The organism is Acinetobacter sp. GXMZU3951 (genome assembly GCF_054457875.1).
In genome coordinates this window covers 146,577-167,146 of the sequence record NZ_JBTLFO010000007.1, presented here as the reverse complement: position 1 = coordinate 167,146, position 20,570 = coordinate 146,577, and the positions used below count along the sequence as shown (strand labels likewise).

21 protein-coding genes are annotated in these 20,570 nt (G+C 42.6%); 17 read left to right on the top strand and 4 right to left on the bottom strand.

Annotated features, from left to right (window positions below; all coding sequences use genetic code 11):
- Nucleotide 1 precedes the first annotated feature (1 nt).
- The 3 genes from ACX17N_RS12195 to ACX17N_RS12185 all read left to right on the top strand — a co-directional run bounded on the left by ACX17N_RS12195 (nucleotide 2) and on the right by ACX17N_RS12185 (nucleotide 3,350).
- Entirely contained in the window at nucleotides 2–1,516 is a 1,515-nt protein-coding gene (locus ACX17N_RS12195; RefSeq protein WP_458892838.1) for an AMP-binding protein, read from the top strand.
- A 95-nt stretch (nucleotides 1,517–1,611) separates the two neighbouring features.
- Nucleotides 1,612–2,490 carry a TauD/TfdA family dioxygenase gene (locus ACX17N_RS12190; RefSeq protein ID WP_458892837.1) on the top strand — a complete coding sequence of 293 codons (879 nt, stop codon included), beginning with the start codon at nucleotides 1,612–1,614 and terminating at the stop codon, nucleotides 2,488–2,490.
- Nucleotides 2,491–2,525: 35 nt separating this feature from the next.
- Nucleotides 2,526–3,350, top strand: a complete 825-nt coding sequence (locus ACX17N_RS12185; protein WP_458892836.1) for an SDR family oxidoreductase — start codon at nucleotides 2,526–2,528, stop codon at nucleotides 3,348–3,350.
- A gap of 331 nt (nucleotides 3,351–3,681) precedes the next feature.
- Here ACX17N_RS12185 and ACX17N_RS12180 read toward each other — a convergent pair whose 3' ends face one another.
- On the bottom strand, nucleotides 3,682–4,356 hold the full coding sequence (locus ACX17N_RS12180) for a GntR family transcriptional regulator (RefSeq protein ID WP_458892835.1): 675 nt from the start codon (nucleotides 4,354–4,356) through the stop codon (nucleotides 3,682–3,684).
- 131 nt (nucleotides 4,357–4,487) lie between these two features.
- On the opposite strand from ACX17N_RS12180, the gene madL reads away from it, so the two are divergent.
- The 9 genes from madL (at nucleotide 4,488) to ACX17N_RS12135 (ending at nucleotide 11,764) form a co-directional block, all read left to right on the top strand.
- Nucleotides 4,488–4,889, top strand: a complete 402-nt coding sequence (gene madL / locus ACX17N_RS12175) for a malonate transporter subunit MadL (protein ID WP_458892834.1) — start codon at nucleotides 4,488–4,490, stop codon at nucleotides 4,887–4,889.
- A gap of 61 nt (nucleotides 4,890–4,950) precedes the next feature.
- The gene (gene madM, locus ACX17N_RS12170) at nucleotides 4,951–5,712 is read left to right on the top strand and encodes a malonate transporter subunit MadM (RefSeq protein WP_458892833.1); all 762 of its coding nucleotides are present in this window, start codon (nucleotides 4,951–4,953) and stop codon (nucleotides 5,710–5,712) included.
- A gap of 21 nt (nucleotides 5,713–5,733) precedes the next feature.
- Entirely contained in the window at nucleotides 5,734–7,389 is a 1,656-nt protein-coding gene (gene mdcA / locus ACX17N_RS12165; protein WP_458892832.1) for a malonate decarboxylase subunit alpha, read from the top strand.
- A 5-nt stretch (nucleotides 7,390–7,394) separates the two neighbouring features.
- Nucleotides 7,395–7,703 (top strand): malonate decarboxylase acyl carrier protein, encoded by a 309-nt coding sequence (gene mdcC, locus ACX17N_RS12160; protein ID WP_458892831.1) that lies wholly within the window; start codon nucleotides 7,395–7,397, stop codon nucleotides 7,701–7,703.
- A gap of 3 nt (nucleotides 7,704–7,706) precedes the next feature.
- The gene (locus ACX17N_RS12155; RefSeq protein ID WP_458892830.1) at nucleotides 7,707–8,594 is read left to right on the top strand and encodes a biotin-independent malonate decarboxylase subunit beta; all 888 of its coding nucleotides are present in this window, start codon (nucleotides 7,707–7,709) and stop codon (nucleotides 8,592–8,594) included.
- Nucleotides 8,595–8,598: 4 nt separating this feature from the next.
- Nucleotides 8,599–9,315 (top strand): biotin-independent malonate decarboxylase subunit gamma, encoded by a 717-nt coding sequence (mdcE, locus tag ACX17N_RS12150; protein ID WP_458892829.1) that lies wholly within the window; start codon nucleotides 8,599–8,601, stop codon nucleotides 9,313–9,315.
- Nucleotides 9,316–9,326: 11 nt separating this feature from the next.
- On the top strand, nucleotides 9,327–10,007 hold the full coding sequence (gene mdcG / locus ACX17N_RS12145; protein ID WP_458892828.1) for a malonate decarboxylase holo-[acyl-carrier-protein] synthase: 681 nt from the start codon (nucleotides 9,327–9,329) through the stop codon (nucleotides 10,005–10,007).
- Nucleotides 9,985–10,863: a triphosphoribosyl-dephospho-CoA synthase MdcB gene (gene mdcB / locus ACX17N_RS12140; RefSeq protein ID WP_458892827.1), complete on the top strand. Its 879-nt coding sequence runs from the start codon at nucleotides 9,985–9,987 to the stop codon at nucleotides 10,861–10,863. The genes mdcG and mdcB overlap by 23 nt, the downstream gene beginning before the upstream one ends.
- Nucleotides 10,841–11,764 carry an acyltransferase domain-containing protein gene (locus ACX17N_RS12135; protein WP_458892826.1) on the top strand — a complete coding sequence of 308 codons (924 nt, stop codon included), beginning with the start codon at nucleotides 10,841–10,843 and terminating at the stop codon, nucleotides 11,762–11,764. Before mdcB ends, ACX17N_RS12135 begins: the two co-directional genes overlap by 23 nt.
- Nucleotides 11,765–12,166: 402 nt before the next feature.
- Here ACX17N_RS12135 and ACX17N_RS12130 read toward each other — a convergent pair whose 3' ends face one another.
- Nucleotides 12,167–13,159 (bottom strand): helix-turn-helix transcriptional regulator, encoded by a 993-nt coding sequence (locus tag ACX17N_RS12130; RefSeq protein ID WP_458892825.1) that lies wholly within the window; start codon nucleotides 13,157–13,159, stop codon nucleotides 12,167–12,169.
- Nucleotides 13,160–13,416: 257 nt separating this feature from the next.
- On the opposite strand from ACX17N_RS12130, the gene ACX17N_RS12125 reads away from it, so the two are divergent.
- The 5 genes from ACX17N_RS12125 (at nucleotide 13,417) to ACX17N_RS12105 (ending at nucleotide 17,660) form a co-directional block, all read left to right on the top strand.
- Nucleotides 13,417–14,964, top strand: a complete 1,548-nt coding sequence (locus ACX17N_RS12125; RefSeq protein ID WP_458892824.1) for a circularly permuted type 2 ATP-grasp protein — start codon at nucleotides 13,417–13,419, stop codon at nucleotides 14,962–14,964.
- A gap of 33 nt (nucleotides 14,965–14,997) precedes the next feature.
- Nucleotides 14,998–15,600, top strand: a complete 603-nt coding sequence (locus tag ACX17N_RS12120; RefSeq protein ID WP_458892823.1) for an alpha-E domain-containing protein — start codon at nucleotides 14,998–15,000, stop codon at nucleotides 15,598–15,600.
- Nucleotides 15,597–16,379 carry a transglutaminase family protein gene (locus ACX17N_RS12115; protein ID WP_458892822.1) on the top strand — a complete coding sequence of 261 codons (783 nt, stop codon included), beginning with the start codon at nucleotides 15,597–15,599 and terminating at the stop codon, nucleotides 16,377–16,379. The genes ACX17N_RS12120 and ACX17N_RS12115 overlap by 4 nt, the downstream gene beginning before the upstream one ends.
- A gap of 21 nt (nucleotides 16,380–16,400) precedes the next feature.
- Nucleotides 16,401–17,135 carry a peptidase gene (locus ACX17N_RS12110; protein WP_458892821.1) on the top strand — a complete coding sequence of 245 codons (735 nt, stop codon included), beginning with the start codon at nucleotides 16,401–16,403 and terminating at the stop codon, nucleotides 17,133–17,135.
- A gap of 90 nt (nucleotides 17,136–17,225) precedes the next feature.
- Nucleotides 17,226–17,660, top strand: a complete 435-nt coding sequence (locus ACX17N_RS12105; RefSeq protein ID WP_458892820.1) for a BLUF domain-containing protein — start codon at nucleotides 17,226–17,228, stop codon at nucleotides 17,658–17,660.
- A 62-nt stretch (nucleotides 17,661–17,722) separates the two neighbouring features.
- Here ACX17N_RS12105 and alr read toward each other — a convergent pair whose 3' ends face one another.
- Both alr and dnaB read right to left on the bottom strand, forming a co-directional pair.
- Nucleotides 17,723–18,793 carry an alanine racemase gene (gene alr, locus ACX17N_RS12100; protein WP_458892819.1) on the bottom strand — a complete coding sequence of 357 codons (1,071 nt, stop codon included), beginning with the start codon at nucleotides 18,791–18,793 and terminating at the stop codon, nucleotides 17,723–17,725.
- A gap of 300 nt (nucleotides 18,794–19,093) precedes the next feature.
- Nucleotides 19,094–20,539 (bottom strand): replicative DNA helicase, encoded by a 1,446-nt coding sequence (gene dnaB, locus ACX17N_RS12095; protein WP_458892818.1) that lies wholly within the window; start codon nucleotides 20,537–20,539, stop codon nucleotides 19,094–19,096.
- Nucleotides 20,540–20,570 lie beyond the last annotated feature (31 nt).

Here is a 20,570-nt window from a genome sequence, read left to right as displayed (position 1 = left end):
GATGAATAAGCTTTTTGATGCAATCGCACAGCAGGCAAGATTGACACCTGAACGCGAAGCGATAGTTAGCGATGCTACTGTCCTGAGTTATGCGGAACTGAATCAAACGATTGCGCAGTTAGCGCAGGAGTTATTGCGTCTAAACACCAAAAAGCTCGCGATTTGGGGCATGAACAGTATTGACTGGGTTTGCGTTGATCTGGGCGCAACAAAATTGGGAATTACGGTGATACCCATTCCCTTATTTTTTACGGCACAACAAACATTACACCTCATTCAAGACAGTCAGATTGATAGCATTTTTATGGCGCAGCGATTTACGCATGATAATCAAGCCAGCATTTTCTCCAATGTTGCTTGGCTGAAGTCATTGCAGGAACAACAGCAGATTGTGAATGTGATTCAGGCAGATGTGGTGGATGGAAGTTTTGTTCAATTAAAAAACAATGTGGTTGAACATAGCGCACAAATCGCGCCTGCAAAAATTACTTATACCTCTGGCAGTACGGGTACGCCCAAAGGAGTCTGTCTGGCTGAGGAAACGATTCAATCTATTACTGAGTCCCTGAGTTCGGCTTTAGCATCGAGTCATTTGGGGCGACATTTATGCCTAATTCCGTTTGCCACCTTACTGGAAAATATTGCAGGGATTTATGTGGCATTAAACATGGGACGCTCCATTGTTGTCGGTAATGTGAGGGCGTTTGGACTCATCTCGAATCATGAGTTTAATGTCGAGCGCTTTGCCCAGACGGTGCAACACTCTCAGATTGAAAGTGTGATTTTACTGCCACAGATGCTTAAAGCCATTGTGGAATATATTCATTCATCTGGCACGACTACCTTGAAAACACTGAAATTTATTGCTGTGGGTGGTGGTAAGGTCTCGCCGGATTTATTAAGGCAATCTGAACAACTGGGACTGCCTGTTTATGAAGGCTATGGCTTGTCCGAATGTGCTTCGGTGGTCAGTCTGAATTTACCCGAAGCCATCAAAATCGGGAGTGTAGGTAAACCTTTACCACACGTGGATGTGCAAATTGCCGCCAATGGTGAAGTGGTGGTACGTGGTAATGCCATGCAGGGTTATTTGAATGAAGCGGTCGTTGATCCGTTAATTCATACAGGTGATGCAGGCTTTTTTGACGAAGATGGTTTTTTATTTATTACCGGGCGGATTAAGCAAATTATTGTCAGTAGTTTTGGGCGCAATATCTCCCCTGAATGGGTGGAATCCAATGGCGCCAGCGAGCCTGAAATTAATCAAATTGCCATTTTTGGTGAAGCACAACCATATTTATCGGCAGTAATTTATGCCCGCGCTGAAATCAGTGACAGCATGTTAGCGCAGGCAATAGAGAAAGCCAATCATCGTATGCCTGACTACGCTCAAATTAAACAGTGGTGCAGAGCGATTGAACCCTTTTCAATGACCAATCAGATGCTTACAGATAACGGCAAACTCAGACGCAATGAAATTAAAAAGCAATTTGGTCATGTTTTAACGCTGAATTAAGCTTCAATTAATCTGACCCGTAGATATTAGCCAGATAACTGAAGTGTTGGATGTAGCGGCTCAGCCAAGACCATGCGAAATAGTGAGTAGTACATATGAAAATTGAACAATCGATGTTTGATATTAAAACAAGTCAAAGTTATCAGCAGTCGACACATGCTGAAATCAAGCAGACCTTGCGTGAGCAAGGTTGGATTCTACTCAGACAACAACAGTATGATGTGCATAGCTTTAGTCAGCTGATGACGGCTTTGTGTCAAAAACTGACCTATGATCCTGCGCGTGAAAATATTACCCAGCAATCGCAAAAAGTCGATGCTGGTACACAGGCAGTCGGTCTGCATATCGAAAATGGAACCACGCCGTTACCACCCGATATTATTGCTTTTTTTAGTGAAGTCAGTGCCTCTCAAGGCTCGCAAACAACCGTCTGTGATGGGCATGAAGTCTGGAACAACATGTCTGAATCACTGAAGCAGAAGTTCGCGGCCCCAATGACCATTAGTCGCTATTTACCCAAACAGATTTGGCAGAAATATGTGGCGACAGCATTGAATATTGAACAAGCTGAAACCGTAACATGGGAAGACTTAAACCAGTTTATTCAAATGATCCCCGGTCAGGCGATCAGTCCTGCACAAGAAGGCGGAGTCGAATACCATCTGCAAATGAACATGATTCGCCTAGACAATTTGAAGGGTGTTCCAGCATTTGCCAATACTATTTTGGGACCTTCTTATAACTATCAAAAACCTAAATTTACCTTTGCAGATGGCAGTGTGATGAGTGAACCATTGATTGCCGATCTGGCTGAACTTTGTGAGCGCTATACACAGGAAATCCAGTGGCAAGATGGTGATATAGCCATTATTGATAACAAGCGCTTTATGCATGGACGACGTGAAATTTTAGTTCCACTTGAGCACCGTAAACTCTATATCAGTATGGGTTTAGGGCTGAATGAATCCTTTTAAATGTCAATTATTCAAACAATATTGAGGGCAGAGCCATGTCAAATTTAACAGCAGTGATTGTCGGGGCAACGGGTGGTATTGGTAAAGCCATTGTTGAAAATTTATGTCAGCATCACATCAATGTGGTTTTAGTTGCGCGTAATCAGGAATCCTTGACGCGTATGCAAACTGAACTTGCCGCGAAGTACCCACAGTTAAAGTTACAAGCGATTTGTTGTGATCTGAGTGAACCTAGTAGCCGAGCACAGTTTATTCAGACCCTCAAACAGCGCAATATTCGCATTAATTATTATATTAACAATGCTGGGGTGAATGATTTTTCTTTGTTCAGTCATCAATCTGCCGAAGCCATTGAGCAAATGATGCTGATCAATGTGGTCTATCCACTCGAATTAATTCAAAAAATTATTCCATTGATGTCAGCCACTGCCCCAAGCCAGATTGTGAATATGGGATCGACTTTTGGCAGTATTGGGTATCCGGGTTATGTGAGTTACTGCGCCAGCAAATTTGCACTGCGCGGGGCGACTGAAGCTTTGTCGCGTGAATATTCAAATTCGCAGATTCAGTTTAAATATTTTTCACCCCGTGCAACCAATACTGCGATGAACAGTCCAGTCGTGGTTGAAATGAATGCCAAATTGGGCGTGAAAATGGACAGTCCTGAATTTGTTGCCGCAGAGCTGTATCAGTTTTTACAAAATGACAAGTTGTACTATCAGGTCGGCTATCCTGAAAAAATCTTCGTGAAAGTGAATCAGGTTTTACCGAATGTGGTTTCGAGTTCAATTCAGAAAGACATTGAAAAAATCCAGAACTTTGCCGAACTCAATCATCCGAAAATCACGACGGTTTCCTAGCAGGCCTTATCCTTTTTATTGTCATTTAGCTGTTCAGGGCTTAGAGACGTTAAGATAACGGCACAGTTGTGTTAACTTCTCTTGTGCTTTCAAGGCTTTGTTCAACTTTTTGCGGCGAGTTGCCTTGTTCGCTGTAAAGCTTCAATCGGTTATAGATGCATCTTATGCATTACAGCAGGCGTATAAACGGGGCAGTATTGGGTGTGGCTGCCAGCTAGATTAAAAGACCAAAAAATCATACGAAAATTCAAACATTTCAATACGAACCCTGAGAATACATCAGATAAAGGCAGCTCTGGGACATCCGAAGATGCCCGAGTGCTCAAATCCATCAAGATTTAGGCTGAAGGTTTTCAATGGTGGAAATAAAGTCGGTAAATTTCTGCCCTTGAATCACCACATGCGCTTTGAGTAGGGCTTCTGCTTGCTGTTCATCGCCAGCAAAAATGGCTTCTAGAATCGCATTATGCTCTGAAAAAGAATTATTCATACGGTTGTTAACGCGAAGTTGCAAACGACGATACGGATGCAGGCGTTTATGCAAGGTACAGGCTTGCTTAATTAAAAAGGAATTATGACTGGCATGATAGATCGCGAAGTGAAATAAACGATTCGCTTCGTAGTAATTTTCTGAGTCATTCTGATTTAAATAATCCTGACACAGTTGATGTAAACGCTGTAATTCTTGTTTTTCTTCCAGCTGAATACGTCGAGCGGCCAGTCTGCCACACATAGCTTCTAATTCAGCCATCACTTCAAACATTTCACATAACGTCAGTGGGTTAATGGTTGGAATAATCGCCCCACGACGCGGGCGAATTTCGACTAAACCTTCTGCGGCCAATAGCTTGAGTGCCTCACGAATTGGGGTACGTGAAGCGCCATAACGATCACATAACTCCTGTTCATCCAGTTTGGTTCCCGGTAAGTAGAAACCATAAATAATATCGTCCTCTAATTTTTTACTAATTTGAATAGAAAGAGGGAGTTCCGCAATTGAATTCATACACCACCAAATAAAATTGTATACAATATATGTTTATTTGAGTACAAAGTATTGTACACTGAATACAGATAGGCTATAACTATATCAAATTATTAGAAGCACAGACAGCATGATCCAGGGAGGATTCAGCGATGATTATTTACGGAACAGCCATACTGGCAGTCTGCCATCTACTCGGTGTTTATCTAGGCAACATTCTAGGTATGGCACTCGGTGTTAAAGCCAATGTTGGTGGTGTAGCAATTGCCATGATTTTACTCATTATTTCAAAGGAGCTTTTAGCTAAACGTGGACACCTACCACAAGTCACTCAATTCGGTGTGTTGTATTGGTCAGGTATGTACATTCCGATTGTGGTTGCCATGTCCGCAGGACAGAACGTGGTTGCCGCTTTATCTGGTGGCATGTTGGGACTGATTGTCTCTGTCGCTTCACTCATTGGTACGGTTTTAGTCATTCGCTGGTTAAACAAATCTAGCGGTGATTATGCAACCTATGAATGGCCAACTGAAACAGCAGAAAAAGCGGTCTAACAGCCAGTCAGGCATGGATACAGAATAAAAACGGTTGGTCGGGTTACAAGGAAGAAACGTAATGGAAGAAATAGTCACAGTATTGACGAAAAACGCGCTGGTTACAGCGTTGGCGGTAACAGGGTTGATGATGTATGTCTCGCATCTCCTTTCTAAATATTTCACCAAAGGCAAACTTCAAAGTTCAGCCATTGCCATCACCATGGGCTTAGTCTTGGCGTACTTTGCAGGGGTGTATACCCAAGGCGAAAAAGGTATTTCAGACATCGCAATTTTTGGTGGATTTGCCTTGCTTGGTGGCGCCATGTTGCGTGACTTGGCGATTGCATCTACCGCATTTGAAGTTGATGTTAAAGAAGTGAAGAAAGCGGGCAAAGTCGGCATGATCGCATTGATGTTGGGTTGTGTGATTCCCTTTGTGATTGGTGCCATGGTAGCTTGGTTCATGGGCTATAAAGATCCAGCATCTATGACCACAATTGGAGCTGGTGCAATGACTTATATCGTAGGTCCGGTAACTGGCACAGCGGTGGGTGCAAGCTCAGAAGTGATTGCTTTATCAATTGCAATTGGTCTTATCAAATCAGTGTTCTTTATGGTTGGAACACCAATATTCGCGAAATTCATGTATTTAAAAAGTCCGCGTTCTGCCATGGTATTTGGTGGTTTGGCGGGCACAACCAGTGGTACAGCAGCAGGTTTAGCGGGTACAGATGTACGCCTAGTGCCTTATGGTGCCTTAGTTGCAACATTCTATACAGGTTTGGGGTGTTTGCTTGCTCCATCGGTATTTTTCCTCACGATCAATGCCATTTTCGGTTAATCAACGCATAAAGGTGTCAACATGAACCAAATGGTTAAGAAGCGCTTATGGGATAAGCAGCGCACACGCAGACAGGCGAAGCTAGATCTTGCACAACAAAAGGGTTTTAGCAAACAAGTTGAACATGCGCGTGTCATTGAACTTTTAGAAACTGTCATTGCCAGTGGTGACCGAGTTTGTTTAGAAGGCAATAACCAGAAACAAGCCGATTTCCTGTCAAAATGCTTAAGTCAATGTAATCCAGATCAGGTGAATGACTTACACATCGTGCAATCGGTTTTGGCGTTGCCAAGCCATATTGATGTATTTGAAAAGGGCATTGCCTCTAAAGTCGATTTTTCATTTGCAGGCCCACAAAGTTTGCGCTTAGCCCAGTTGGTTCAGCAGCAAAAAATCAGTATTGGTTCAATTCATACCTATTTAGAGTTGTATGGTCGTTACTTTATCGATCTGACCCCAAATGTTTGCTTGATTACTGCGCATGCCGCAGACCGTGAAGGTAACCTTTATACCGGTGCCAATACGGAAGATACCCCTGCAATTGTTGAAGCGACTGCATTCAAGAGTGGGATTGTCATTGCACAGGTCAATGAAATTGTCGATAAGTTACCACGTGTCGATGTGCCTGCGGATTGGGTCGATTTCTATATCGAAAGTCCCAAGCACAACTATATAGAACCACTTTTTACCCGTGATCCTGCACAAATTACTGAAGTGCAAATTTTAATGGCGATGATGGTCATTAAAGGGATCTATGCGCCATATCAAATTAAGCGTTTGAATCACGGGATTGGTTTTGATACCGCAGCCATTGAATTGTTATTACCAACCTATGGCGAATCTTTAGGGCTAAAGGGGCAGATTTGTACCAACTGGGCATTGAATCCGCATCCGACCCTGATTCCAGCAATTGAAAGTGGCTTTGTCGATTCTGTCCATAGCTTCGGTTCGGAAGTAGGGATGGAAGACTACATTAAAGAACGTCCAGATGTATTCTTTACCGGTAGTGATGGCAGCATGCGTTCCAACCGTGCCTTTAGCCAAACGGCTGGGCTCTATGCCTGTGACTTGTTCATTGGTTCGACGTTGCAGATTGATTTACAAGGCAACAGTTCAACCGCTACGGTCGACCGTATTTCAGGTTTTGGTGGTGCGCCAAATATGGGTTCCGATCCGCATGGTCGCCGTCATGCCAGTTATGCCTATACCAAGGCAGGTCGTGAAGCGACCGATGGCAAGCTGATTAAAGGCCGTAAGTTGGTGGTGCAAACTGTCGAAACCTACCGTGAACATATGCATCCTGTCTTTGTTGAAGAGCTAGATGCATGGCAACTTCAAGAGAAAATGGAAAGTGAGCTGCCGCCCATCATGATTTATGGTGAAGATGTCACGCATATTGTCACGGAAGAAGGGATTGCCAATTTACTGCTCTGCCGTACAGCAGAAGAGCGTGAACAAGCCATTCGTGGTGTCGCAGGTTATACCCCCGTGGGTATGAAACGTGATGCTGCCAAGGTCGAAGAATTACGCCAGCGCGGCATTATTCAACGCCCAGAAGATTTAGGGATTGACCCGACACAGGTCAGCCGTGATTTGCTCGCAGCAAAATCGGTCAAAGATTTAGTTAAATGGTCGGGCGGTTTATACAGTCCTCCAAGTCGCTTCAGAAATTGGTGATTTACATGGAAAAGTTAAAATTTGAAATACAGTCTGCACCTTTGACACTTGAAAAAGCCCCGGTCATTTGCGGTGTGGTGGGTTCTGGAAATTTAGAAGTGCTGGTGTCTCAACATGATCAAGCCAATGTGTGCCAAGTGGAAGTCACGACCTCAGCTGTGGGTTTCCAACACGTATGGCAATCGGTCTTGAATGAATTTGCACAACGTCATGCTGTGGCGGGGTTGAAATTTCAGTTAAATGATATGGGCGCGACCCCAGCGGTGGTGAATTTACGCCTAAGCCAAGCCGTCTCTATGTTTAAGGGGGAATAAAGCATGGATTTAGTGATGTTGAAAAACAGTTTTTATGAAAAAACTGCACGTGCGCGTATTCAAGCCGTGGTGGATGAGCACAGCTTTAAAGAAATCCTTAAGCCGACAGAAATCGAAGCCAGTCCACATCTAGCCGCTTTAGATATTCCAGGAAGTTTCGATGATGGTGTGATTATTGGTACAGCATCTATCGGTCAAACGCCAATTCATATCATTGCCCAAGAGGGACAATTCATGGGTGGCGCAGTGGGTGAAATTCACGGGGCAAAGATTGTTGGGTTGTTGCATAAAGCCATTCAGGATCAATCGCATGCCGTGGTGTTCTTCGTGGATTCTGGTGGCGTGCGTTTACATGAAGCCAATGCAGGTCTCATCGCCATTTCAGAAATTATGCGCGCCATGTTGCAAGTCCGAAATGCGGGTATTCCTATTATTACCGTCATTGGCGGGACTTGTGGCGCGTTTGGTGGTATGGGCATCAGTGCTTGCTTAAGCAGTACCATTATTATGACGGAAGAGGGGCGTTTGGCCTTATCAGGTCCAGAAGTGATTGAAACAGTGAAAGGCGTGGAAGAGTTTGACTCTAAAGACCGTGCTTTAGTCTGGCGTGTAACTGGCGGTAAGCATCGATATTTACTCAACCATGTGCAAGTCTTGGTTGAAGATGACGTGACCGAGATTCGTGATGCAATTTCAGCACAATTGAATCAAGCTGCTGTAAGTTTGGATTTGGAACAGTTACTGCAACAGCAACAACAACTTGAGCAGCAACAACAGCGCTGGTTTGGCAAAAATGATGGATTGCAGATCTGGCATGAAATGGGCATCGCTCAGCCAGAACAAATCCCAATGCTCTCTGCGCATGAAGTCACGTTGTTAAAGCAAGGATAAGCAGATGAATACAGAATTACTTTTAAAACAATTATTTCCCAAGCAATTGGACTACCAGATTAATGGTTATGTGATTAAAGGCAATGCAGAAACCGCAGCCGGCCCAGTCCGAATTTTAGGGACGATCAATGCTGCGCCCATCAATCAGGAAATTGCGATTGAACTCGCGGGTGAAATTTTGCAATTGATTCAGCTACAGCAGAAAACCCCCGTGGTGTTTATTGTGGATACCCAAGGGCAAGACCTTTCACGTGCAGATGAACTGTTGTGTTTAAACCGTACTTTTGCGCATTTGGCCTCTTGTGTCGATTTGCTGCGCCGTAGTGGACATGCCAATTTAGCCATCATCTTTGGTCAAGCCGTGAGTGGTGGATTCTTGTCTTATGGACTCATGGCCAATGAAGTTTATGCACTCAGTGATTCACAAGTTAAAGTGATGGACTTAAATGCCATGTCACGTGTGACCAAAATCCCTGTAGAGAAATTGAAAGACCTGTCGCAAAGTTCAGCCATCTTTGCTCCGGGTGTAGAAAATTTCTACAAAATGGGTGCCATCAATGCGATTTGGCCAGATTTAGAGTCTGACTGGATTAGCCAAGCCCTTTTAAATCAGCAACAGCATCTCGAAAGTTACATGACAGATCAGCGCCGTGTTGTCGGCCAGCAACGCCAAGGTCGCCAGTTGTGTAATCATGTGATCGAGAAAGTGCTACATAGTTAAGGAGGAAGCATATGGATCGTCATGACTTAGCTTATCTGCATCCCGAAGCAGTCTTACAGTTTTTGGATAGTTCCTTACCTGAACCTCCTAGACAAAAAGTGTATCAATTACTGCAACAGCATGTGCCTATGACCATTTGTCGGCAGGAGCATATCGATGCAGATCAAGTTAAGTTAGCGATCAATTGCTTAATCGAAGGGCAAAAATATCGTGTGGCTTGCTTCGTGGAGGCTGATGAAATTCAGTTAATCACACGACCGTTGAGCTTACACACCTTGCTTAAAGAAGCTGCTCATTTAATCCAAGATGCGGCACTAAGCAGTTTTGCAGAAGGATTATTAGCACTGAACTGTGAAGTCTATGTCTATGGTTCTTATGCTTATCAATATCTGACCAAAGAAAGTTATATTCGTGTGAGTTCTGATTTGGATTTGGTTTTATATCCACAGGATAATTCACGACTTGCCGATATTTTACAGCTTATACAGAAGACACGGCTTTTGAGCCAAATTCCTTTAGATGGAGAAATTCAAATCCATCCTGAATGGCATGTGTCATTTAATGAATTGCTGATGATTTACCCAGATATAGAACAGCGCATTATTGCTAAGGGGATTCAGCGTGTGGACATGCTGAAATTAGAACAACTCTTAGAATGGAATCTAGAAGATGCAAATTGTACAGAAGCATGACCATTTATTATTAGATATTTCGCAACATGCGATGCGCTTAGATCTGCTTGCGCGGACTGCACTGTATGAAGAAGTCAGTTTGGCACATAAACCCGGCTTAGTTTGCCCAACTTCACAGGGTAGCCATCAAGATATGGACTTTGGCTTGTTTGAGCGCAGTATTCAGTCACTCACTCATTATTTTCAGGAACAATGTTTAAATGGCTATCATGAAGTCAGTTTTGACAACATTCGACAATGCGGTATTCAAGCTGAACAAGACATGATGACTGCCACAAATCAGATTAATACCCACAAAGGTGCAATTTTTAATTTAGGTTTTGCCAGTGCTGCTGTCGGGAAATGTTTGGCGGCTGATCTGCCAATTCATGCCGATGCCGTCAGTAAGATGCTCAAAAAAACATGGCAAGATGAGTTACTGCATCATTTAGAGCGTAATCCAAATAGTCATGGGCAGCGTATGCGCAGTCAATATGGGATTACAGGTGCCATTGAAGAAGTTGCTTCAGGCTTCAAAACCGTTATGGATGTTGCACTTCCACATTATTTCGCGATTTATGCAAAAACTGCGGATCAAAACAAAGCCTCTATTCAAACCTTATTTGCTTTGATGGCTCATTTACAAGATACCAATATTGTTTGGCGTGGCGGTTTATCGGCTTTATATATTGTGCAAGATATGGCAAAACAATTTCTGGCACGAGGTGGGGTATTGCAAACGAACTGGATTGAAGATGTGCAGAAAATTGAAGATTATTTTGTGCAACACCGTCTTAGCCCGGGGGGGAGTGCTGACTTACTCGGTGTGACCTTGTTTTTGCAGAAGGTGGAACATGAATTTCGCAATCATATTTAGTGGACAGGGCTTGCAGAATTTATCGCATGTCCAGCAATTATTGGACATGGCGGCAGAATTAAATGTCACGCAGCAACTGCAGCAGCATTTACCGAAATTATTTGATCCTGATTTAACCGAAGCCGACTTATATCCCAATGACTTCGCACAACCCTTTATTTTTGCCTTACAGTGGTGTCGTTGGCAAAAGTTAAAGCCCATGCTGGATGAAATCATGAGTTTTTCAGGTTATTCACTGGGGGAGTTGAGCGCACTCATTTGTTCAACTGAAATTAGTTTGGAACAAGGTTTATCTTTGGCACAGCAGCGCGCGCAGTTGATGTCGGCAGCAGCAAAAATGCCGAGTGGTCTCATGACTATTCAGGGAATCAACTGGAAAACGCTGGAACCACTTTTACACAGCACAGCGACCGAATTATCTATAAAAATCAGCGATAGCAGCTTTATTGTCGGTGGTAATGATGCAAATCTAAAACAACTGGCACAACAGCTCGAACAGTTGGGGACTCGCTCCATTAAGCGCCTGAATGTAACCATTCCTTCGCATACTGTTTTAATGAATGTTGCTGTAGCACCATATCAGCAGGTTTTACATCAACAGAGCTTTAATCGGCTGAGTATTCCAATCATTAGTGGTTCAGGTGGGCAGAAATACTTTAAATCGCGTGAAGCAGTCGATGCCCTGATTGAGCAAATGAATCATGCCATAGACTGGGATTCGTGTTTAACGGCCATCCAAGAAAATCAGCCAGATGTCGTATTGGAAATAGGGCCGGGAACGGCATTAAGTAAAATGTTATTGGAACGACAACCGAACTGTAGCGTCAGAGCCGTGGATGAGTTTAAGTCTTTTCAAGGCTTGCAGCTTTGGATTGAAAAACAACAAAATTCTTATTTTTAAATCAAGGCAGCCATGCAGCATGGACTCTTAGAGGCAATCTCTCAGCAGACTTAAAGTGCTTTGCAGAAATTCATTTAAGCAGAAAATATGCTTAGATCGGCATAATTGCTTATTTCAGGTGACGAAAAAGATTCAGTATATTGAATGAACTTAAACACACTTGGAGTATTGAACAATGACCATTAAATCGATCCGTTATAACCGAGGAGAACTCGCTTGCTGATCCCTCCCATGTGCAGCGTACCAAGCAATTCATTTAGACAATATGCGATGGGGAGCGAAAAAAGCATAGTGTCTAATCCAATTCACTCGCTAGATTATAAATTAGAACAGATAAACAGAATAAACTTATAAAGTCCCAAGTGTTGGGACTTTTTTTATGTTTGGATAAAGCAATAAAGCTTAGTCACGTTGCTGTACCGCGCGTTCCACTTCTTCAGGTTCAATTTTCTGGATTTTATTGCCAAAGCTACGTAACCACCACGTAAGTTGCGAGGTAAAGGGTACAGTTGCCGAAATTTGCACAAGATTGTCTGCCAAAGGGGTCACGACTTGGTCTTTACTCAGCTGACTTTCTTCAAAATAATGCGCTTCACATTCAGGAATGGTGAGCTTTAATGCAACATTATCGGTCGGTCGGTTGTAGTCGACCCGAAAACCGAGTGCGCCCGAATCAATATATGCATCAATATCGAAATTCACTGGATGCAGTGCACGTGAGTCGAGCACTTTGGCTGACTTAAAACGGTGCAGCGCAAAGGTTTGGATATCAGTTTTATCGTGTCGGGTGCAAATCAGGTAAATCGTTGCACCCTTTTGCACCAATGCCAGCGGGTTTAATGTATAAATGCTTTCTTCCGCCTGCGGACGTTTCTGATACACACACTCCAACTGTTTGTCTTGTAATAAGCCTTCATAAATGGCTTGTTGCGCTGCACGATCAACCACAGGTGGAATTAAAGGCTGATTGGCAGGGACAATCCGTACCCGATTAATCCATTGGCGCACATTATTTTGAGTCGATAAACTGCGACGTGCCAGATCAAACCACGGATTCATTTCCTCAAGTAAACTGGGTGGAAGAAGATGCTTCAAATGTTCCTCTACCATCATAAACGTAACCGCTTGTGAGCTGGTCATATGCGGTAAACTTTGAATTGGTGCATCAGAACGCCAACGCCAGCCTTGCGGTACGGTCTTGTTACTTTCGATGGGAAATCGCTGAGAAATTTGATTCAAATCACGCTGAATGGTACGCAAACTGATATCAATGCCTTCCCGTTGTAAGAGCTCTTGTAATTCTCGCGTGCCCATCCATTTGCCCGTAGAAAGGCGAGACAGGATTTGCCATTGTCGATAAAGACTATTCGATGTTTCTTTTTCTTGTGCAGACATAATTCAGATAAAAATAGATAAGTTGGAATTTACAAGACAGTGTCCAACACAATAAAAAAACCCAGCCAGATTGGCAAGCATTTCTCAAACAATAGGGCAAAGAAAGTCCAATCTGTTTAAACAGAAGATCAAGCAGAAATGACATTGAGTACAACACAAATACATGAATAAATAGCGACACAGCATAAGCGATGCAAGGAATGGCATCCTTATTGCTAGATAAAAATATGCTTGGTGATAACTATAAAGAGGGTCATATGCTTAAAGAAAAAGAGATTGTAGATACCAACGGTTTTTCACTTGAAGTGAATAATAAGCAATTGACGACAAAAGTGGAGGTTACAGCAAGCCCGCAGGAGAATACACAGCTGCTTTTTGAGCGAACTGAGTCAGTTTTCTTTAATGAAATGCTCGATGATTCGACAGTTTCTGAAACTGCCTGTGCCAAAATTGAGCAATGGTTATCTCAATATAGTCTGGATGAATTACAAGCGTTAAATCAACGCGCTAAAGAGCATTTCTTATATGAAGGCATTACATTTACGGTCTATGGCGAAGCAGAGGGAACAGAACGCACAATTCCGTATGACCTGATTCCCAGAGTCATTGCCAGAAAGCAATGGAATAAAATATCACTTGGCTGTGCGCAGCGGGTTAAAGCCCTGAATTTATTCTTACACGACATTTACCATCAGCAAGATATTTTAAAATCTGGCATTGTGCCTGAGTTGCAAGTACTTAAACACGAAGCTTACCAACCGCACATGTGTCATCACAGTTTAAAAGGAAAAATTTATAGCCAAATTAGCGGTATTGATATTGTACGTGACCGACATGGCGAGTTTTATGTGCTCGAAGACAATTTACGGACCCCATCGGGTGTGTCTTATATGTTGGAAAGCCGGAAAATAAGTCAAGAATTAATGCCTGAACTCTGTCAGCAAAATAACTTACAAGGCATTGAACATTACCCATTATTATTGAAAGAAATTTTGGCAGAGAATGCCTTCTGTGATCATCCATTTATTGTGATTTTAACCCCGGGTCGCTTTAACAGTGCATTTTATGAACATGCGTTCTTGGCAAGAGAGATGGGTGTACCTTTAGTAACATCGCGTGACCTTTACGTCGAAAATGATCAGGTTTTTGTCAAAACTGTGCGGGGTAAACAACGGGTTGATGTAATTTATCGTCGTATTGATGATGATTATTTAGATCCTTTGTGTTTTATGCCCAACAGCAGCCTTGGTGTGGCAGGACTCATGTCTGCCTATCTACAGAAAAATGTCGTGATTGCCAATGCCCCAGGTACAGGGGTTGCCGATGATAAATCGATCTATCCTTATGTGGATAAAATGATTCAATTCTATTTGGCAGAACAACCTGTACTGAAAAATGTTCCAACTTACCAGTGCCGCGAACCTCAAGCACTTGAATATGTGCTGGATCATTTATCTCAGCTCGTGGTGAAAGAGGCGCAAGGTTCAGGGGGATATGGGATGTTGATTGGTCCACATGCTTCTGCACAGCAAATTGCAACATTCAAAGACAAAATCTTGGCCACACCACATTTATATATTGCTCAACCCACCTTGGATTTGTCGGTATGTCCGATGCTCACAGGTACTGGGCTTTCAGAACGCCATATTGATTTGCGTCCATTTGTATTAAGTTCACCTTACCGTACCGAAATTGTGCCTGGTGGATTAACCCGAATGGCGATGCAAGAAGGCTCTTTGGTTGTCAATTCTTCTCAAGGTGGCGGAATTAAAGATACATGGGTAGTCGATCATCTTCATTCATAAGAACAGTACTGAAAAGAAATAAGGAGCGATTACATGATTTTATTAAACAGCAATGCACAACAAATTTTTTGGTTAGGTCGATATTTAACGCGTATTGAGTATTTATGCCAACAGTTTCCATTTACAGACGATCAAAAAGCACTGACCTATGCTCATGCCTTTTGTTTGCCTGCTTTTGATGCCAGTTCTCTAAATGAACTAATTTTGGACCCAGAGCAGCCTTATTCATTTATTCAGCAGTTCCAATATGCAAAAGATAATATTCAGGAATTAAGAGGGGTGTTTTCTGCAAAAACCTATGCCGAATTAAATCAATTTATTCGTAATGGCTGTGAAAATTCGACCTGTATTTGTGATGTGATTGCAGATTGTTGTGAAGTGCTGGAATCGGAGCCTGAAGATATCTTTTTATTTTATTCCTTAGGACAGTGTATAGAACAATTAGATGCTCAGCTCCGTTTAAAGCACGATCATGCACAGACTTTAGCGCAAATTACCGGACTCATGCAGATTTTGCAGGACATGGGCTGGGAAAGTATTGATGACGCTTGGCAGCAGCTGAAACAACAGCCCGATCAAATGAATTTTTACCACTTTAGTGATCAAATTCAGTTCATGTTTGAGGTGAATGCATGAAACTCATGATTAACCACCAGACGCATTACCAATATACTGAGCAAGCTTGCAATAGCATTCAGTATATTAAAATGACACCGCTGAATAATCTGCACCAAAAAGTCCATTATTGGGATGTTAGTGTGCCGGGTGAACGTTGTATTAAGCAGGATGCTTTTCACAATGTCTGGATTACCAGCACTCAGCGCAATGCCTATGCGCAAATGACCATCATGGCGCAAGGCATTGTCGAACTGAGTGAAAAGCCCTTTGCGCTGTCATTGACCGATCATCTCAATCCCAATTTGTTCTTACAACCGACGCCTACCACCTTATGCAATGCAGAAATGAAGGAATTTGCGCATCGTTTTGTACCCGAGTTGACCCATAGCAATTTAGTCAAACTCTCCGAAGCGATCTTAGACTATATTCCGTATCTACCCAATCTCACCTCAGTACGGACCTCAGCCATCGATGCATTTCAAGATCGTCAAGGGGTTTGTCAGGATCATAGCCATGTATTTATTGCGATGTGTAAGGCTTTAGGCTTGCCAGCACGCTATGTTTCAGGTTATTTATTTGTGCCAAATACATCACACCTTGCCAGTCACGCTTGGGCTGAGGTATATCTAGAAAACACGTGGTATTGTTTCGATATTAGCAATCAGATTTATAGCCCCAATGCACATGTCTATGTCGCGGTGGGTCGTGATTACTGGGATGTTGCCCCAATTCGTGGAGTGCGCGAAAAAGGGGGTATTGAATCGATGCACTCTATTGTTCAGGTGCTTGCATGTTAATGTAAGCTTTAAGGGGAAAAGATGACTTATTGTTGTGCGCTACGATTAAAGGATGGACTCGTCTTTATTAGTGACACGCGTACCAATGCGGGCGTGGACCATATTTCGGTATTTCGAAAACTCTATACTTTCGGGATTGAAGGCGAACGTTTTATTACCATTCAAACATCGGGGAATTTAGCCACAACACAAGCGGTAATTGGCTACCTGCAGAATCAGATTGATTTAAAACGTGAACCGAATCTGCTCAGTGTAGACTCCATGTTTGAAGTTGCCAATTTAGTTGGGCATACTTTGCAGAAAGTCATTTCGGATGTGACTGAAAATACGCAGGAACAGAGCAATTATTACTGTAGTCTGTTGGTAGGAGGGCAAATTGGTGCAGCTGAAATGCAGCTCTACAATATTTACCCGCAAGGCAATTTCATTTGTGCCACCAGCGATACGCCGTATTTCCAAATCGGAGAAAGCAAGTATGGTAAACCGATTTTGGATCGTGCGCTGACTTATGATATGCCACTGAGCGAAGCCTTGCGTTGTAGCTTAATTTCTTTTGATTCGACCTTACGTTCCAATGTATCAGTGGGTATGCCACTTGATGCGTTAATCTATCATAAAGACAGTTTAAGCATCCCCGCAGGTAAGCGAATCACGGAAGAAGATCCTTATTTCCAAAGCATCAGTAAACAATGGTCTGATACACTCCGTAGTGGTTTACAGGCATTGCCAAAACCTTCTGAAGATTATTTTAAGTAAAATTCAGGTATAAATTTTATCAATAGCGCGAAAATTCGCGCTATTCTTTTATGCATCCATAATCAGAATAATAAAATAATGGGGGTAGTGGTGATTTATCAAATTTGTTATGCCAGTCGCTCTAAATCAGATGCAAATCTGCTCTTACAAGACCTGCGCGATATTTTGTCTGAAGCCAGAGACTTTAATGTCAGGCAACGAGTAAACGGGGTGCTGTGCTATGCCGATGGTCATTTTTTTCAATGTCTAGAAGGCGATCAAGCAGTAGTAACCAACTTGTTAGAAAAAATCAAAAGAGATCCGCGCCATGCTGCGGTCAGCATCTTGTTTCAACAGCATGTCTCTGCAGAAGTGCATTTTCAGGATTGGAGTATGAAATATATCGGACGTCATTCGGACATACACCAGTTTTTTGCGCAACTTGGGTTGGCTCAGTTTGCACCAGAAAAGCTAGAGCCAGAGACATTAAAACAATTTTTGCAACTGTTGTATCGTATTCCAGAGCAATCCGTTGAGTTTGATTGAATCATCGATATTCAGAAGACGACTCAATATTTTACTTAAGTCGTCATCAAAAATTTAGGCGTTTAAACTAATTTACGTGTTGGACGCTGACTTAAACGGCATAACAATTCATAGCCGATAGTGCCATTTGCTGCTGCGACATCATCAACCAAACGCTGTTTACCCCAAAGTTCTACGCGAGTGCCAATGCTACAGTTTAACTGGGTGACATCAATCGCAATCATATCCATCGCGACACGTCCCACAACAGGCACGGTATGATCATGAATTGCTACGTAGTTTTGTTGGATATAGGCACGTGGATAGCCATCCCCATAACCAATCGAAACAATGGCTAATTCCATGTCGTGCTGGGCGGTAAATGTTGAGCCATAGCCCACATGCTCCCCTTGTTGAATCTGATTGAGCGCAATAATTTCAGCACTGAAGGTCATGACAGGTTGCAGCACTAAGTCATGAACAGTTCGGTCTGCAAAAGGGCTTGCCCCATATAACATAATACCAGGGCGGACATAGTCAAAATGTAATTCAGGCCAACGATAAATCGCAGCAGAATTACAGCACGATGCCAAAATAGGCGCACAGCTTTCTTTTACGTGTAAAAACTGTGCGATTTGTTGATCATTTAACGGATGGTCTGCATCGGCATTGGCAAAATGCATGGTTAGCACGCAGTTAAAACCTTCAGATTTAAGCTTTTGAATCACATCAATAATTTCATTGACTTTAAAGCCTAAGCGGTTCATGCCACTATTGAGTTTAACCCAAACTTTTAAGCCTAATGCATTGTATTGAGTTTTCTGCTCGAGTAACCAATCGACTTGCTGTTGATGATGAACAATACATTCGAGTTGATGTTCAATGACCGCCTGCATTTCATCCGCAGAAAAAATACCTTCAATTAGGGTAATTGGCTGCTGATAGCCTAGGGCACGAATTTCCAGTGCTTCTTGTAGGCAGGCGACACCAAAAGCATCGCTCTCATTTAAGGCTGCGAGACAGTCTTTGATGCCGTGTCCATAAGCATTGGCTTTGACCATACTGACGACTTTTGCCGTAGGGGCAAGTTGTTTGACACGGTTTAAATTATATTGAAGTGCTGATTGATCAATATAAACTGTTGCTTGGCGCACCCGAATGACTCCTTTGGGAACAGAGAATGGCAAGATTAAAACGATTGCTTTATTTCATGTCATAGAATGAAAGAGAGGTGATGTGAAGATGCCAAAGCAGCACACTCACAAAATGTGTCAATTATTGTAGACCGATAAAATTCAAATACTCACCTAATTTCATGGCTTTATTCTATTTAAAAAGATTATTCCTAGGATTTGTTCGATTAAGCCTAAGGTTTAAACAGGCCAAAGGATCAACGGTATAACGGCCGATAACCCCAAACGCACAAATAAAAAAACGGGCATCAAGCCCGTTTTTTATTCTTCGTCATCATATTGACTGTAGTATTCAGGAGACAAATTACTAAAGCGGGTATATTGACCTTCAAAAGCCAGTCGCACAGTACCAATTGGTCCGTTACGTTGCTTACCAATAATAATTTCGGCAGTACCAGCTTCTTTCGACTCTTTGTTATAAACCTCATCCCGGTAAATAAACATAATTAAGTCGGCATCCTGCTCGATGGCACCCGATTCACGCAAGTCAGACATTACAGGACGTTTATTCGGACGGTTCTCTAGAGAACGGTTGAGCTGTGATAAGGCAATGACGGGACACTGCATTTCTTTGGCCAACGCTTTTAAGCTACGGGAAATTTCACCAATTTCACCAACACGGTTATCGCCCATGCCTGGGACTTTCATTAACTGTAAGTAGTCGACCATGATACAGCCCAGTTTACCCCCATGCTGTTTGGCAATACGACGGGCACGAGCACGTAATTCAGTTGGCGGCAGGGCAGAAGAGTCATCAATATACAGATGTTTTTCTTGTAGCTGTAAAATCGTACCTGTGACTTTTGACCATTCATCCCCATCCAATTTACCTGAACGTAAATGGCCTTGATGCACTTTGCCGTAGGCAGAAATTAAACGCATCGCGATTGAGTCAGCGGGCATCTCCATCGAAAACACCAGTGCGGGCAAATCACAATTGAACAGCACACTTTCAACCAAGTTCATTGCGAAGGTCGTTTTACCCATGGACGGACGAGCTGCAACAATAATCATATCGCCTGCTTGCATCCCAGAGGTTTTATTGTCTAACTCGACAAAACCCGTGGTTAAACCGGTAATATTGCCATCAAGTTGCGAAAGCTCGTTTAATTTATCAAATACATCCGCCACAACGGTATTAATTGCTTTCGGGCCTGCATTTTTCTTATTGTTATTGTGCTGCTCGGCAATCGAGAAAATATTGGTCTCGGCTAAATCCAAAATTTCACTGACACTCCGCCCTTTGGTGTCATAGGCATTCTGGAGAATTTCCGAACTGACTTTAATCATATTTCGTAAGGTAGAAAATTCCTTAATTTTATTGGCATAAGTTTCTAGGTTATAGAAACTCGAAGGGGAATCAGCCATCAGCTGCATTAAATATTCTTCGCCACCAATTGCTTCGAGTAGATTTTGCTTAATCAACCAATCATTCACCAAGACCGCATCATAGGGTGAGTTATCTTGTGCCAGTTTCTCAATGGCACGGTAAATATATTTATGCCGAGTTGCATAAAAATCTTGTTCATTTAGTACATCACTGACTTGTTCAAATGATTCAGCAACGGTCATCAGTGCAGCAAGCACGGCCTGTTCCAGTGCTAAATTATGCGGTGGTGTACGAAATTCTTTTAGCTGACCTGAGTCACTCACTTTACTCTCTGTATTGGGAGAATTTTTTGTAAAATTGGCATTCGCCTGTGACATAACAAGACCTAATAAAAAGATAAAACATAAC